Annotated in this window: 12 protein-coding genes and 2 pseudogenes; 9 read left to right on the forward strand and 5 right to left on the reverse strand. The window is 65.4% G+C overall.

Going from position 1 to position 14086, the window contains the following annotated elements; all coding sequences use genetic code 11:
- Positions 1-4 precede the first annotated feature (4 nt).
- From AC07VS_RS13805 to AC07VS_RS13815, 3 genes are read left to right on the forward strand one after another with little or no spacing between them, the layout of a single operon-like run.
- Complete coding sequence (locus AC07VS_RS13805; protein ID WP_494751238.1) at positions 5-1021, forward strand: helix-turn-helix transcriptional regulator; 1017 nt, start codon at positions 5-7, stop codon at positions 1019-1021.
- Positions 1018-1731: a hypothetical protein gene (locus AC07VS_RS13810; protein ID WP_492347517.1), complete on the forward strand. Its 714-nt coding sequence runs from the start codon at positions 1018-1020 to the stop codon at positions 1729-1731. The genes AC07VS_RS13805 and AC07VS_RS13810 overlap by 4 nt, the downstream gene beginning before the upstream one ends.
- The gene (locus AC07VS_RS13815; protein WP_492347516.1) at positions 1728-2678 is read left to right on the forward strand and encodes a hypothetical protein; all 951 of its coding nucleotides are present in this window, start codon (positions 1728-1730) and stop codon (positions 2676-2678) included. The genes AC07VS_RS13810 and AC07VS_RS13815 overlap by 4 nt, the downstream gene beginning before the upstream one ends.
- A 161-nt stretch (positions 2679-2839) precedes the next feature.
- Here AC07VS_RS13815 and AC07VS_RS13820 read toward each other — a convergent pair.
- Positions 2840-3127, reverse strand: a pseudogene (locus AC07VS_RS13820) (IS3 family transposase); the annotation flags it as partial.
- Here AC07VS_RS13820 and AC07VS_RS13825 point away from each other — a divergent pair.
- The 3 genes and pseudogenes from AC07VS_RS13825 to AC07VS_RS13835 form a co-directional block, all read left to right on the forward strand.
- A pseudogene (locus tag AC07VS_RS13825) lies at positions 3123-3401 on the forward strand (integrase core domain-containing protein); the annotation flags it as partial. The pseudogenes AC07VS_RS13820 and AC07VS_RS13825 sit on opposite strands and share 5 nt — an antisense overlap.
- 154 nt (positions 3402-3555) lie before the next feature.
- Positions 3556-3984 (forward strand): YciI family protein, encoded by a 429-nt coding sequence (locus AC07VS_RS13830; RefSeq protein WP_494751239.1) that lies wholly within the window; start codon positions 3556-3558, stop codon positions 3982-3984.
- Positions 3981-5282, forward strand: coding sequence for an RNA polymerase sigma factor (locus tag AC07VS_RS13835; RefSeq protein WP_492347514.1), 1302 nt, complete (start codon positions 3981-3983; stop codon positions 5280-5282). The genes AC07VS_RS13830 and AC07VS_RS13835 overlap by 4 nt, the downstream gene beginning before the upstream one ends.
- On the opposite strand, the gene AC07VS_RS13840 is transcribed toward AC07VS_RS13835, so the two are convergent.
- The 4 genes from AC07VS_RS13840 to AC07VS_RS13855 form a co-directional block, all read right to left on the reverse strand.
- Positions 5254-6255 (reverse strand): Bug family tripartite tricarboxylate transporter substrate binding protein, encoded by a 1002-nt coding sequence (locus tag AC07VS_RS13840; protein WP_494751240.1) that lies wholly within the window; start codon positions 6253-6255, stop codon positions 5254-5256. The genes AC07VS_RS13835 and AC07VS_RS13840 overlap by 29 nt on opposite strands.
- An 89-nt stretch (positions 6256-6344) precedes the next feature.
- Complete coding sequence (gene tcuB, locus AC07VS_RS13845) at positions 6345-7508, reverse strand: tricarballylate utilization 4Fe-4S protein TcuB (protein WP_494657943.1); 1164 nt, start codon at positions 7506-7508, stop codon at positions 6345-6347.
- Positions 7495-8922 carry an FAD-dependent tricarballylate dehydrogenase TcuA gene (gene tcuA / locus AC07VS_RS13850; protein ID WP_494657944.1) on the reverse strand — a complete coding sequence of 476 codons (1428 nt, stop codon included), beginning with the start codon at positions 8920-8922 and terminating at the stop codon, positions 7495-7497. The genes tcuB and tcuA overlap by 14 nt, the downstream gene beginning before the upstream one ends.
- A 152-nt stretch (positions 8923-9074) precedes the next feature.
- Positions 9075-10031 carry a LysR substrate-binding domain-containing protein gene (locus AC07VS_RS13855; protein ID WP_494657945.1) on the reverse strand — a complete coding sequence of 319 codons (957 nt, stop codon included), beginning with the start codon at positions 10029-10031 and terminating at the stop codon, positions 9075-9077.
- Between the two features lie 180 nt (positions 10032-10211).
- On the opposite strand from AC07VS_RS13855, the gene AC07VS_RS13860 reads away from it, so the two are divergent.
- The 3 genes from AC07VS_RS13860 to AC07VS_RS13870 are packed head-to-tail and all read left to right on the forward strand — an operon-like array spanning position 10212 to position 13933.
- Complete coding sequence (locus AC07VS_RS13860; RefSeq protein ID WP_492347509.1) at positions 10212-10868, forward strand: TetR/AcrR family transcriptional regulator; 657 nt, start codon at positions 10212-10214, stop codon at positions 10866-10868.
- Between the two features lie 48 nt (positions 10869-10916).
- Positions 10917-12548 (forward strand): GMC family oxidoreductase, encoded by a 1632-nt coding sequence (locus AC07VS_RS13865; RefSeq protein ID WP_494751241.1) that lies wholly within the window; start codon positions 10917-10919, stop codon positions 12546-12548.
- Entirely contained in the window at positions 12545-13933 is a 1389-nt protein-coding gene (locus AC07VS_RS13870; protein WP_494751242.1) for a coniferyl aldehyde dehydrogenase, read from the forward strand. The genes AC07VS_RS13865 and AC07VS_RS13870 overlap by 4 nt, the downstream gene beginning before the upstream one ends.
- Positions 13934-14086: the final 153 nt, after the last annotated feature.

Genomic DNA, 14086 nt, shown 5'->3' on the forward strand with positions numbered 1-14086 from the left:
GTGTATGGTGCACTCACACCGTCAAACTCGAGGTCACATCAAAAACAAGACCTCGCCAAGCATTCAGGCACCAAACGACTTTATGGCGCAAGGCCAACACGACACCATTGCGTACCGACTGTCACAGGTACTCCTCAAACTGAATCAAGGCGATCACCTCGACCCTGCGGCATTGGCCGAGGAGTTTGGTACGCATCTCAGGACCATCCAGCGGGACCTCAACGTCCGATTGGCTTTTCTACCGCTGCTCAAAACAAAAGGCCGGTACCACCTGGATCCGGCTTATCTTGGCAAACTGAATTTCAAGGACATTGAGCGCTTTGCAACCAAGACAGGCATCAAGGGTTTGTTCCCTTCGTTGAACAGGGGTTTTCTGAAAGAACTGCTGAGCGAACAGGTGCAAGCACCGTGGCTGGTTCGCGGTCACCACTACGAAGACCTCTCTGCCCTGCAAAACGCGTTCGATCAGTTGGAGGCCGCCGTCATCCACAAGCGTGTGCTGACCCTGGACATGCTCAAGGACGGGCGGATCAAGACATACAAGGCCGTCAACCCCTACCGTCTGATCAACACAAAAGGCATCTGGTATCTGGCTGCGGTGCATGACGGCAAACTCAAGACATTTGGCGTTGGCAAGATTCGCTCCGTTCAGACCCACGCGGAGACCTTTACCCCTGATGCAAACGTCGATGCATCTGTCCAGACCGAAGAAGGTATCTGGCACTCATCACAGCCTCAGCAGGTGCTGCTTAGCGTCTCGCCAGCGGTAGCCGACTACTTCAAACGTCGACAACTGATCCCACACCAGAAAATCCTTGCTGAGTCGATGGACGGTACGCTCACGATTGAGACAACTGTGGGACATCAGAACCAGATACTGCCAATCGTTCGCTACTGGATTCCCAGTGTGCGAATTGTGTCCCCTGCTGCCTGGAACGACGAATTGATCAACCAACTTTCCGACTACTTGAACGTTGGCGGCCCTCTTGGCGCAAGAGGTGCTCAACTTCCATCATCATGAACGAACCCCGATACGAGCCAGGGCTCGCACTGAATCCCGATAGGGCGCCCAAGCCTGACAACCTGTTGCGCTCCACCGTCGCCTTCTTGAAGCGCGACATCAAATCATTTTTTCCAAGCAGCGACAAAGAAGGGGAGTCGACTGAGCAAGGTGGGGCTGCCTCCAAGGATTCAAAGACAACGGGTACCGATCCGACCGGGACCAGCATCGAATCTCTTGTCGATGAAAGCAAACTGACCGGAATGGCATTTCGGCGTGACGCACTCGACTGGCGAGACAACTTTCACGTCAACTTAACGCTCACCTTGTCATCGCTGTACGACACCTTTGCGCAAGAGGTGCACGCTGAGTTAGCAAATACCAGTCTCTTCAGAACATTGGTAACCCGAGAGTCTGACCAAGTCTTACAGGACAGCTTCACGCAACTGGTGCGATTGCCACTGATTGCGACGCTGCGCAATGAAGAAGGAAAGCTGAATACCTGCGCAATCAAGTGGGGGGCATTTGTGAAAGCAGACATGTCTTTTGACATTTCGGCATTGAACGCAGAGTGCGCCAGCCTCCACGACATCGGATTCAAGCCATCCAACAAAGACCAGATCATTTCCCGCTGCCAAGAACTGGTCCTGGGGTCTGCGGGCCTAGCGGCCGTATTTCGCGACCAGGGCCTTCAACTCTCCAGAAAACTGATGGATACCCGAGCATCATGATCAGCACCATACCCTTCGAAATTCCGGCAAAGCTCATGGGCCGCGTTGCGTCCGGTGAACTGATCCGATACGGCACGATCTTGAAAGACGCAGGGACCGGCCAAATCGTCAAACACCTTCAGGAGACCGGCGTGGCTCAGGCCGTCTTGTCAAACCTGTCCTCAGGCCCTTTCGCCACCGTTTCGGCACTGGCTAACCTAGTCAATGCTGGTTCGAACATTTACGCGGGAGTCAAGATAAATCAACTCAAGGCCATGATAGAAACGCTGCAAACCCTGCAAGTGGCGACATTGGGCGTTTCTCTAGCCGGCGTCGGGGTCAGCGTCGCGGGTTTCTATTACATGCACAAGCGGTTCAACTCGGTGGAGGACCGCATGGATGAACTCTCAGAGACGATCAAGGTTGGTTTCGAGAGACTCGGTCATCGGGACTTGCGGAAGCAACTGCACTTCACCAAAAGCCTTCTGCAGCGTGCAAAACAGGCACCGACCCTTTCTGATCCAAGGCCGGAGTACTCGGAAGTCGCCGCTGGACTTGCAGATCAGGCAGCCTACTTCGAGGGTGAAATCGCATTCATTGTCAAAGCCAATGGACCCATCGACCTGGATGCGTTCCAGCAGATGGCTCAAATGCTGACACTATGCAACAGTGTTCGCATCGATTGCCGGATACGCACCAATGAACTGAAGCATGCGTTGGCCGTTTCCGAGTCCGTTGCCTCCGATTACGAAAGCCTCTTCACACACCTGACGCCGATGTCGTTTGGTCCGGATGTCACCAAGGGCTTGTCTGCAGTCAGGGTACTTCGTGACGCGAGCGATGCTGCCTCCAGTAAGCCCTACCTGATCGACTATCTGCGCACAAGAAGAATAGACGGCGGTGAATACATTGAAGCGCTCGATCAGGAGAAGGACAGCCCCTACCTGGTGCTCAACACGTCGAACTGAACTAACTCCCGATCAGCGCGGCCGATCATTCCGAGGTCAATTGCAGTGATCGTCCGGATTGCCTGCCCCCGAAGGCCTACCCATCAAAAGTGGTGCGCCAAGTTCAAAGTCAATCGTGAAACTGAGGTTGCCCCAGAAAACCGGAGTGCATAACCCGGTCTTCAAGCGGCAGATCTGCGCTGCGCAGCTAACCAGCGATTCTCGTACTGCATGGGGCTCATGTAGACCAATGTCGAATTGGGCCGGGAATGGTTGTAGAACCCGATCCAATCCAAAATCGCCTGCCGTGCTTGGTCTCTCGTAGCGAATTTCTGACAGTGGACACATGCCGTTTTCAAGTGCCCCAACAGGCTCTCGGTTGGGGCGTTATCCCAGCAATTTCCCTTGCGACTCATTGAGCTGCGAATGCCCCACTGCGCGAGTGTCCGCTGGATGTCATCGCCGCAGTACACCAGTGACGAGTTCCAGCAACTACTCAAGAGCCAGAACATCACCTGCAGCATGAGCCGTCGCGGCGAACGCTGGGACAACGCAGCCATGGAGAGCTTCTTCTCGACGTTGAAAGGCGAGCGCTGCGCTCGTACCGTCTACCGTACAAGGGAGCAGGCCAGGGCCGATGTCTTCGACTACATCTAGCGGTTCTACAACGCGTTCAGGAAACACTCAAAATTGGACCACCTCAGCCCGATTCACTTTGAGGAACGGCCGCGCTTAGGGGGCTAGGCAAAGTGTCCGGGAAACAGGGGGAAGCCCAAGCCGACCTGGTAACAATCAAAACCTAAAGCCACCCCGGCCCCACACCCCGAAGCCAGAAGGGCTGTCGAAATACGCCAATGCCGTTCGTCGTATAAGGTCAATAGCTCTTTTGGAGACAAACATGCCCCGTTACATGATTCAGGTTCGCGCTACCCCCATGAGCGAAGCCGGTGACTTTCCCGACGACCCCACGCTCGTCCCACGCATGATGGCGTTTCACGACGAGATGGCCAAAGCTGGTGTTCTGCTCGATGGTGCTGGCTTGCAGCCAAGCAGTCAGGGCTTTCGCGTGCACTACGACGCCACCGGCCAGGCAGGCATCGTCGACGGCCCCTTTGCCGAGACCAAGGAACTGATTGCGGGCTACACACTGATCGAAGTTCGATCCGCGGACGAAGCGCTGGCATGGGCACGGCGGTTTCCAGCACCTTTCCCAGGACAACCTTGCTGCATCGAGGTACGACCGCTGATGGGGGGCATCGACCTGCCCCCAGAAGATGCCGAGAGGATCATCCGAGAGCAGCTGGCCGCCATCAAAAATGGCGAATGACGCCATCGATTGAGGCCATTTGGCGCCTGGAAGCGTCGCGCCTGAATGGGGCATTGATGCGAGCTGGTGCTGATTTGGCACAGGCCGAGGACTGCGTGCAGGACGCACTGGTGGCTGCAATGGTGCACTGGCCAGCCAATGGCTGGCCTGAGCGTCCAGGAGCCTGGCTGATGACGGTGGCTAAGAACCGACTGCTGGATCAGGTGCGGCACACCCGCATGGCCACACAACAACAGCAAGCGCTAGGCCATGACGTCGATGCCATTGAGGCCCACCTTGCGCCCGACCCGCTGGACTTGTTGCTCGCCGACGAGGCCGATCCAATGGGGGACGATGACCTGCGGTTGATGTTCATTGCCTGTCACCCCAAATTGCCGCGCGAGGCGCAGTGTGCCCTCACCCTCCGCCTGATCGCCGGACTGTCGGTTGCAGAGATTGCCCGCGCCCTATTCGCCAAAGAAGCCACCATCGCGCAGCGCATCACTCGCGCCAAGGCGCAGCTCGCCGGCGAGCCCTTCGAATTGCCACCGCCCTCCGAGCGCGCTGCCCGTCTGGACGCCGTCTGCACAGTGCTGTACCTGATGTTCAACGAGGGCTATGTCGCCAGCAGCGGCGCGGAATGGACACGACCGCCTCTATGCCACGAAGCCCTGCGCCTGACACGGCACCTGGCCGCCTTGCTTCCGACGGAGTCAGACGCCCAGGCGCTGCAAGCCCTGATGGAGTTGCAGGCCTCGCGCCTGCCGGCACGCACCGACGCCCTGGGGCGCCCAGTGCTGCTGCTGGACCAGGATCGGAGCCGCTGGGACCGCCTGCTGCTGCGGCGCGGCCTGGAGGCCTTGAACCGATGCCGCAAACTGAGCGCGCTGGATTCAAGAGGGACCAGACCGCTGGCTTTGCAGGCCGAGTTGGCTGCCGTCCATGCCCGCGCCAGGCGGGCCGAAGACACCAACTGGCCCCAGTTGGTTCAGCTCTACGACCAGTTGCTTGCATTGCAACCGAGTCCCGTGGTTGCGCTAAACCGCGCAGTGGCGCTAAGCCACTCGGTCGGGCCCGCACAAGCCCTGGCCATCATGGATGGCCTTCCGCTGGCCGGCTACCCATGGTGGGCCAGTGCCCGGGCCGAAATGCTCCAGCGCCTGAATCGAACCAAGGAAGCCTGCCACGCCTTAGGTCAGGCAATCGCATGGACCAACAACGAACGTGAGCGCATCCTGCTCACCGAGCGCCTGCATTTCCTGCAAGGCCACCAAGCATCGCACAGGGGCCTCAATCCACCCGAGCCCCCGACTCCTTAGCCACCTGCCCCCACTTCGTCGTCTCACTGCGGATAAAGGCCCCCAACCGTTCCCCCTCCAGCTCCCCCGCGCTCACACCCAGCTCTTCAAATCGGTGGGTCACGTCGGGCAGGGCCAGCACGCGCTGCAGGGCCTCGCGCAGGCGCTTGGTGATGGGCTGCAGGGTGGCGCGGGGGGCCATCAGGGCGAACCAGGTGTTGACCTCGTAGCCTTTGACGCCGGCCTCGTCGAGCGTGGGCACGCCGGGGTACAGGGCCGAGCGCTTGAGCGAGGTAACGGCCAGGGCCCGCACCTTGCCTGAGCGCACGGGTTGCGAGGCGGAGGGGCTGGTTTCGATGGCCATCTGGATCTGGCCGGCCATGAGGTCGCCCATCATTGGCGCCCCCCCTTTGTAGGGTACATGCGTCATTGCCACCCCGATGCGGGCGCTGAACAGGGCGCCCGACAGGTGCTCGGTGCTGCCGGGACCGGCCGAGCCGTAGTTGACCTCGCCGGGGTGGGCCTTGATGTAGGCCAGCAACTCGGGCACCGTCTTCACAGGCATGGAGGGGTGCACCAGCAGCACATTGGGTGTGGTGGCGACCAGGCCGATGGGCTCGAAATCTTTGATGAAGTCGTACGACAGGCTTTTGTACAGGCCCGGGGCCATGGCGTGGGCCACGGTGGCCAAAAACAGGGTTTGGCCATCGGCCGGGGCGCGGGCCACGGCGGCGGCGCCCAGGGTGCCGCCTGCACCGGCGCGGTTGTCGACCACCACGGGCTGGCCCAGGTTCTCAGACAGCTTTTGGCCGATGACGCGGGCCAGGATGTCGGTGGTGCCACCGGCGGCAAAGGGCACCACCAGGGTGATGGGGCGGGTGGGCCAGTCGGCCGCCTGGGCGGCGCCAGAGGGGGCCAGAGGGGCCAGGGCGGCCAGCGTGGCAAGCAGGCCGGTTTGCAGCAGGCAACGCCGCGACGTGGGTGTTTTGTTCATGGTCAGGTCTCCGTTGATTGAAAGTGATCGGCCCCCCTGACGCCGCTTTGGGCATCGGGGCAGGCTGGGGCAGCCCCGGGCGACAGGGATCAGTCCGAACCCAGTTGCAGGCGGCTGGGTTGCCGCTTTTCGACCGCGTTGCGCAGCAGGGCCGCGCTGCGGAACACGCCGTGGGCAAACTTGCCGTAGGGCAAGGTGGCAAACAAGGCCATCACGGCGCCCAGGTGCAGCACCAGCACGCTGGGCAAGGCGGGGGTGGCACGGGCCGCCAGCAAGCCCAAGCCGGTGAGCGCCACCAGCCACAGCAGGGCGATGAAAGCCATGTCCATGGGCTTTTGCGCGGCGTCGCCGTGCAGCGGGTGGCGGCGCAGGCGCAGCCAGCCCAGGCCCGTGGTGCCGGCCAGCAGGGCCAGCCCGCCGCTCACGCCAAACAGCTTGGGCAGGCTGAACCAGCCATAGGGTGCGGCCTGGCCCAGCCCGTAGTGGTACAGCGTGGCCAGCGAGGTGGCCGCAAAACAGGCCATGAAGCCGTAGAAGGTCAGGTGGTGAAAGCGCCGACGCCAATGGGTGTGGGCGTCGTCTTCGTTGTGGCAGCCGTCGCCATGGCCGCCATCCAGGTAGCGCAGGGTGAGGGCCTGTTGGGCCGCCTCCAGCCCGGGGCCGACGCTGGCCGGGGCGTTGCTGGTGCCGGGCCGCAACTCGCCCAAAAAACGCCGCACCCCCAGCCCCAGGGCCAGAGCGGCAAAGCAGAACACCGGGGCAAACAAGGACACCAGCAGGTTGTGCGGAAACAAGCCATAAAAGCCCTGCTCGGGCACCATCCACAGGGTGCCCCGGGCGGCCAGCGCCAGCGCCATGAACAAGGCCAGCCCCAGGGCCAGTGCCACCGCCAACGTCAGGCCGTTGCGCTGATACAGCCGCCCCAGTGCTGGGGGCCAGGCGTAGTCGACATAGGTCTGGCCGCGCACCACGGCCATGGCCTGCGGCACGTTGACGGCAAACTCATGCGGCGGTGCGTACTGGCAGGCATGCAGGCAGGCGCCGCAGTTGTGGCACAGGTTGGCGAGAAAGTGCACGTCCACGGGCTCGAAGCTGAGGCGGCGTGTCATGGCCGGAAACACGGCACAAAAGCCTTCGCAGTAGCGGCAGGCGTTGCAGATCTGCATCTGGCGGGCCACCTCGGCCTCGGCCGGCGTGGGCTCGCCGTTGGCCAGTGCGCGCGCCTGGCGGGTGAGTTCGTCAAGCGTTTGCATGGGCGGCGCCTTTCTGGTTTTGCTTGTGGGCCAGGGCGCCCAGGGCAGCCTGGTGGCCGGCGATGCGCCCGAAGGCGGTGCCGATCGACATGCCCACGCCGGCGGTGTAGCCCTTGCCGAGCACGTTGCCGGCCATCATCTCGCCGGCCACATACAGGTTGCTGCTGGGCTGCCCCCCGAAATGGGCGCGGGCCTGCTCGTCCACCTTCAGGCCCAGGTAGGTGAAGGTGATGCCGGGGCGCAGCGCATAGCCATAGAAGGGCGGCGTGTCGATGGGCCGGGCCCAGTGGGTTTTGGCCGGGGTCACGCCCTCGGTGCGGCAGTCGTCGAGCGCGGTGTGGTCAAAATGGCCTGGGCGGCAGGCGGCGTTGTAGTCGCCCAGGGTCTGCAAGAAGGTGGCCGGGTCCAGGCCCAGCTGGCGGGCCAGGTCTTCGAGGGTGTTGGCCTGCACGCCCGGGAACACCGGCGGCATGAAGCGGCCCACGGCCTTGGCGTCGATGATCGAGTAGCCGATCTGGGCCGGCTGCTGGGCCACCAGGCGCCCCCAGATGGCGTAGCGCTTGGGCCAGAAGTCTTCGCCCTCGTCGTAAAAGCGGCGGCCTTGCTGATTGACCACCACACCCAAACTCACGCAATCGATGCGGGTGCAGATGCCGCCGTCGTACAGGGGGGCGCGGGCGTCGATGGCCACGCAGTGCGACTGAGAGGGGTCGCCCACCATGTCGGCGCCCTGCTCGTCTTGCAGGTGCTTGAGCAGCACGCCGCGGTTGAAGCGCGTGCCGCGGATCAGAAAGTTGTCGGCCGGCCAGCTGCCGTCGGGGTTTTGGCCCCAGGCCTCGCGCAGCCACTCGCGGTTCGATTCAAAGCCGCCGGCGGCCAGCACGCAGGCCCGGGCGGTGATGCGCTGGCCGCCCTGCCAGGCCGCCACAAAGCGGCCGTCCTCCAGCTCCAGCCGGTCTACCGGGGCTTCGTAGCGGATCTGCACGCCCAGCTTCTCGGCGCTGCGGTAGTAGGCATTGACCAGGGCCTTGCCGCCCCCCATGAAGAAGGCATTGGTGCGGGCCACATGCAGCGCCCCCGACAGCGGCGGCTGAAAATGCACGCCGTGCGAGCGCATCCAGTCGCGGCAGTTGGAAGAGGCGCGGATGGTGAGGCGCGCCAGCTTCTCGTTGGTGATGCCGCCGGTGACCTTGAGCAGGTCTTGCCAGTACTCCTCTTCGGGGTAGGCGTCGACCAGCACATCTTGCGGGGCATCGTGCATGCAGCGCAGGTTGCGGGTATGGCCCGAGTTGCCGCCGCGCCAGGCGCGCGGTGCGGCTTCGAGCAGAAGCACACTGGCCCCTGCTTCGCGTGCCATCAGGGCGGCACACAGGGCAGCGTTGCCGCCGCCGATGACCAGGACGTCCAGGTCCATGGCTGTCTCCTTGCAAAACGTTCGCTTGCGCGATGAGTTGCCACTTTAGGAAGACAGCGCCCTGCCGTGCAGGCCCCTGGGCGCATGGGGTCATCAGTTTTTGTGATGACCAGGGCCTTTGACCAGGGCCTGTTCACAGGCCCTGGCGCGGCTCAAAACCCCAGCGTGGCCCCCACCCACAGGCCCTGGCGCAGCAGCTCGCGCACGCAGTCGGCCAGCACCACGCGGGTGGCCAGCGCCACGGGCGACAGCTCGTCTTCGGCCAGGCTGCACAACAGGTTGACGCGGTTCACGGCCGGGCCCGTGATGCGCGCCAGCTCAAAGCGCTCGGCCGCGTCGGCAAAGCGCCCCACCGCGGCCCAGGGCTGCAGGGTGGCGCCCAGGCCGGCGTCTACCGCGGCCATCAGCATCGAGAGCGAATCCACCTCCAGCACCACGTTCGGGGTGACGCGGGCCTGGGCAAAAGCGGTGTCCAGCGTGCTGCGCAGGCCGTGCGGGCCGGTGGGCAGGATCAGGCCCAGGTCGCCCAGCTCGGCCAGGCTCATCTCGGCGGGCAGGGGTGGGCGGCCGGCGCGGGGGCCGCCACGGATCAAGAACAGGGCCTCTTCGATCAGGGGCTGGATCTGCCAGCGGCGCGCGCCAGAGCCATCTCCATGGGCGACCAGGCGCGAATCGAACAGCACGGCCAGGTCGAGCTGGCGGGCATTGAGCATGCCGGCCAGATGGCCCGACAGGCTCTCGACCATGTGCAGGCGCACATCGGGGTAGCGCTCGCGCATGGCGCGCATCAATGGCAGGCCCAGCAAGGCCGCCGTGGTGGGTGCCAGGCCCACGCTGACCGTGCCCGACAGCCTTGCCTGCTGGGCCACGCGCACGGCCTGGTCGGCATGGCGCAGGGTCAGTTGGGCCTCGCGAAAGAAGGCCAGGCCCGCCTCGGTTGCCTGCACACCGCGCGGGCTGCGCTGCAGCAGGCGGGTGCTGAGCTCGCCCTCCAGCCGGCTGATCTGCTGGCTGAGGGCCGACTGCACCAGGTTCAGATCGAGCGCAGCGCGCCCCATCGAGCCCAGCTCCACCACGCGGACAAAGTAGCGCAGCTGTCTCAATTCCATGTTGTGTCTTTCGTTCTGGCCTGCCGGTCAGGCCGCCGGCACGGCTGCGAATATAGCGCGCAGCCAGCAGTGGCCCGGGTTGGTTGAAGCGGTGCGAACGCATCGATTTCAGGTACCCTCAAAGCCCCCGCCCCACCCTGACCCGCTGGGGCTCACTCTGTTTTCAGCCTGCTGCGCGCCGTGCCCCGAACGCCCTCCCCCGCCCTCCCGGATACCCGCAAATACAAGCCCTCGGCCAAGCGCGACGCCTTGCGCGCCGAGCTGCGCGACAAACTCAAGGCCAATGCCTGGCAGGTGTTCGCCGAAGTGGGGCTGGATGGCGCCACGGTGGCGGCCATCGTGGCCGGCAGTGGGGCCTCGAACGGCACCTTCTACAACTACTTTGGCACCCAGCAGGCCGTGTTTGCTGAATTGCTGGGCGAACTGCTGGGCGAGATCCGCGGCGCCACGCGCGACGCACGGCAGCGCGAACCCGAGCTGGTGGGGATGATGGTGCAGTCGTTCCGGGCCTTTTTTGAGCTGGTGCTGCAGCGCCCTGGGGCCACCGATTTCTGCCTGCGCAACCAGCACCACATCCGCGCCTACCTGCACGGCTTTGCCGACACCAGCGGCCTGCTGGACGATCTGCGCACCGACCTGCGCCGCGCCCTGCCGGGCAAGGGCCTGAGCGATGGCGAGCTGGCCCTGCTGGCCTCGGTGGTGGTGGCCATTGGCCTGGAGGCGCTGATGCTGATGAGCCGGGGCGATTCGGTCGACCTGGAGGGGCTGTGCCAAGGCGTGGCCACCTTGATTGCCCACGGTGCCAGCCAGTGGCCGGGCTGCCGAACAAATATTTGACGAATTCGTCAAATATCCTAAACTGCGCACTCCGACACGGAGACAAACATGGCGCAGACCACCCCCCCAACAACATCGCTTCAGGCTGACTACATCGTGGTGGGCGCAGGCCCCGCCGGCAGCGCGCTGGCCACCCGACTGGCCGAAGGCGACCCCGGCGCCCTGGTGCTGCTGATCGAGGCCGGGCCGGCCAAGCCCTCGTTTCTGTCGGTGATGCCCGCCGGCCTGGCCCTGCTGGTGCCCAGCCGCAACCAGCACAACTACGCGCTTCAGACCGTGCCGCAGCCGGGCCTGGGCGGGCGCACGGGCTATGTGCCGCGCGGGCGCGGCCTGGGCGGCTCCAGCCTGATCAACGCCATGATCTACGTGCGCGGCCAACGCGAAGACTACGACGGCTGGGCCGCCCTGGGCTGCCCGGGCTGGGCCTGGTCCGATGTGCTGCCGTACTTTCGCCGCAGCGAGGGCAACCAGCGCCAAGGCGCCCTGGACGAGACCTTGCACGGCCGCCAGGGCCCGCTGGCGGTGAGCGACCTGGCCTCGCCCAGCCCCGTGAGCCAGGCCTTTGTGGCCGCGGCCCAGGCCTGCGGCCTGCCGGCCAATGCCGACTTCAATGGGCCCCAACAAGAGGGGGTGGGGCTTTACCAGGTGTTCCAGAAGAACGGCCGCCGGCTGGACGCTTCGCGGGCCTACCGGGGGCAGGCGCCCTGCGCCAACCTGCAGGTGCTGGCCGGGGTGCGCGTGAACCGCGTGTGCTTCGAGGGGCGCCGGGCCACCGGGGTGGAGGTGGCTGACCGCGAGGGTGTGCGCACGCTGGCCGCTCGGCGTGAGGTGATCCTGTGTGCCGGGGCGATTGCCTCGCCCCAGTTGCTGTGCCTGTCGGGCATCGGGCCGGCCGATGAGCTGGCCCGCCTGGGCATCCCCCTGGTGGCCGACGCACCGCAGGTGGGGCAGAACCTGCAAGACCACCTCGACTACTCGCTGAACCTGCGGCTCAACGGCCCGGGCCTGTTTGGCTGGGGGCCACGCGGCACGCTGCGCTCGCTGGCGGCCCTGCCGGCCTACCGCCAGGGGCATGGGTTTCTGACCACCAACGGGGCCGAAGCCGGCGGCTTTGTGCGCAGCGCACCCGGGTTGGACCGACCGGACCTGCAACTGCATTTCTGCGTGAGCAACGTGGATGACCACGGCCGCCGCAAACACCTGGCCACCGGGGTGGCGCTGCATGTGTGTGCGCTGCGCCCGCACAGCCGTGGCTCGGTGCGCCTGGCCAGCACCGACCCCGCCCGCATGCCGCGGATCGACCCGGCCTTTTTGTCGCACCCCGACGACCTGCCGCTGCTGGTGCAGGGCGTGCGCCTGGCGCGGCGCATTCTGCGCAGCGAGCCCTTTGCCAAGCTGGGCGGGCGGCCCCTCTACGGCACGCTGGAGGACGAAAGCGACGACCGGCTGGCCGCGCTGATCCGGGCCCAGTCAGACACCATCTACCACCCGGTAGGCACCTGCCGCATGGGATCCGACTCCGGCTCGGTGCTGGACCCGGCCTTGCGGGTGCGCGGCGTGAGCGGCCTGCGCGTGGCCGACGCGTCCATCATGCCTACGCTGGTCAGCGGCAACACCCAGGCCCCGAGCGCCATGATCGGCGAGCGCGCGGCCGACCTGATCCTGAAAGACCGTGCATGACCCTCGACGCCTTGTTCATGCGCCAGCACGAGGCCTCGCGGCGCGAGGCGCCCCCCGATGCCCCGACACGGCAAGCCGCCTTGCTGCGCCTGGAGCAGTTGGTGAGCCGCCATGCCGAGGCGCTGATCAGCGCCATCGATGCCGATTTTGGCGGCCGCTCGCGCACCGAGACCGAGCTGCTGGAGATGCTGCCCACCCTGCGCGCACTGCGGCATGCACGGGCCCATGTGGGCCGCTGGATGCGCCCTCGGCGCCAGCCGGTGGAGTGGTTGTTCCGCCCCGGCCACAACCAGTTGCGCCACGAGCCGCTGGGCGTGATTGGCATCATGGCGCCCTGGAACTACCCCCTGCTGCTGACGCTGGGGCCGCTGTGCGACGCCCTGGCCGCGGGCAACCGGGCCTTGCTCAAGCCCTCTGAGCTGACGCCGGCGTTTTCAGATCTGCTGCAGCGCCTGATCGCCGAGGCCTTTGACCCGGCGCAGGTGGCGGTGGTGACCGGCGGGGTCGACGTGGGCCAGGCTTTTGCCAGCCTGCCATTCGACCACCTGGTGTTCACCGGCTCGACCGCCGTGGGACGCAAGGTGATGCTGGCCGCCGCCGCCAACCTGACACCCGTGACCCTGGAGCTGGGTGGAAAATCGCCGGCCATCGTCGCCCCGGACTACCCCGCGGCGGCCGCAGCCCGCTCGATCGCCTTCGGCAAGTTCGTCAACGCCGGGCAGACCTGCATCGCACCCGACTACGCGCTCGTCCCCGCCCAGCAACTGGAGGCCTTTGCCGAGGCCGTGCTGCAGCAGGCCCGACGCACCCTGCCCGACCCGGGCCGCAACCCCGACTACAGCGCCATCGTCAGCCCCGCCCACCGGGCCCGTCTGCACGCCCTGCTGGACGAAGCCCGGGCCAGCGGGGCCCGCGTGCTGAGCAGCGCCGAGTTGCCGCGCGACGACCCCCATGTGGCCCCCACCGTGGTGCTGGCCCCCGGGCGCCACCTCAGGCTGATGCAAGAGGAGATCTTCGGCCCCATCCTGCCCATCGTGCCCTACCAGAACCTGGACGAGGCGCTGGCCCTGGTGGCCCGCCATGAACGCCCGCTGGCCCTGTACCTGTTCAGCCACCAGCGCAGCACCCGTCAACAGGTGCTGGCGGCAGCCCCCTCGGGCGGTGTCACCCTCAATGGCACCTTGTTGCACATTGCCCAGCACAGCCTGCCATTTGGCGGCATCGGCCCCAGCGGCACCGGTGCGTACCACGGCCATGCCGGCTTTTTGCGCTTCAGCCATGCCCGCGGTGTGCACCGGGTGGGGCCCATCAACCCCTTCGAAACCCTGGGGCCCCCTTGGGGGCGCCTGGCACGCTGGATGGCGCGCTGGCAGCGAGGTGCGTAGACGGGTACCAACGCGTCCAGCGCCAAATCCCGCGCCACATACCGCTGACGCACCAGTGGACCACGGGGTGGCGGGCCTGCCGTACAGGCTTGCCCGGCGTGCAGCACGGCGGCCGCCATGGCGCGGCACTGGGGCCGCACTGAGGCTGCACTG

The sequence above is a fragment of the Curvibacter sp. GW821-FHT01G03 genome (genome assembly GCF_059422285.1).

Bases quoted from the DNA above. Each gene is read 5' to 3' on its own strand.
- AC07VS_RS13805 (WP_494751238.1), top strand. From the start codon at position 5: ATGGTGCACTCACACCGTCAAACTCGAGGTCACATCAAAAACAAGACC.
- AC07VS_RS13810 (WP_492347517.1), top strand. From the start codon at position 1,018: ATGAACGAACCCCGATACGAGCCAGGGCTCGCACTGAATCCCGATAGG.
- AC07VS_RS13815 (WP_492347516.1), top strand. From the start codon at position 1,728: ATGATCAGCACCATACCCTTCGAAATTCCGGCAAAGCTCATGGGCCGC.
- AC07VS_RS13830 (WP_494751239.1), top strand. From the start codon at position 3,556: ATGCCCCGTTACATGATTCAGGTTCGCGCTACCCCCATGAGCGAAGCC.
- AC07VS_RS13835 (WP_492347514.1), top strand. From the start codon at position 3,981: ATGACGCCATCGATTGAGGCCATTTGGCGCCTGGAAGCGTCGCGCCTG.
- AC07VS_RS13840 (WP_494751240.1), bottom strand. From the start codon at position 6,255: ATGAACAAAACACCCACGTCGCGGCGTTGCCTGCTGCAAACCGGCCTG.
- tcuB (WP_494657943.1), bottom strand. From the start codon at position 7,508: ATGCAAACGCTTGACGAACTCACCCGCCAGGCGCGCGCACTGGCCAAC.
- tcuA (WP_494657944.1), bottom strand. From the start codon at position 8,922: ATGGACCTGGACGTCCTGGTCATCGGCGGCGGCAACGCTGCCCTGTGT.
- AC07VS_RS13855 (WP_494657945.1), bottom strand. From the start codon at position 10,031: ATGGAATTGAGACAGCTGCGCTACTTTGTCCGCGTGGTGGAGCTGGGC.
- AC07VS_RS13865 (WP_494751241.1), top strand. From the start codon at position 10,917: ATGGCGCAGACCACCCCCCCAACAACATCGCTTCAGGCTGACTACATC.
- AC07VS_RS13870 (WP_494751242.1), top strand. From the start codon at position 12,545: ATGACCCTCGACGCCTTGTTCATGCGCCAGCACGAGGCCTCGCGGCGC.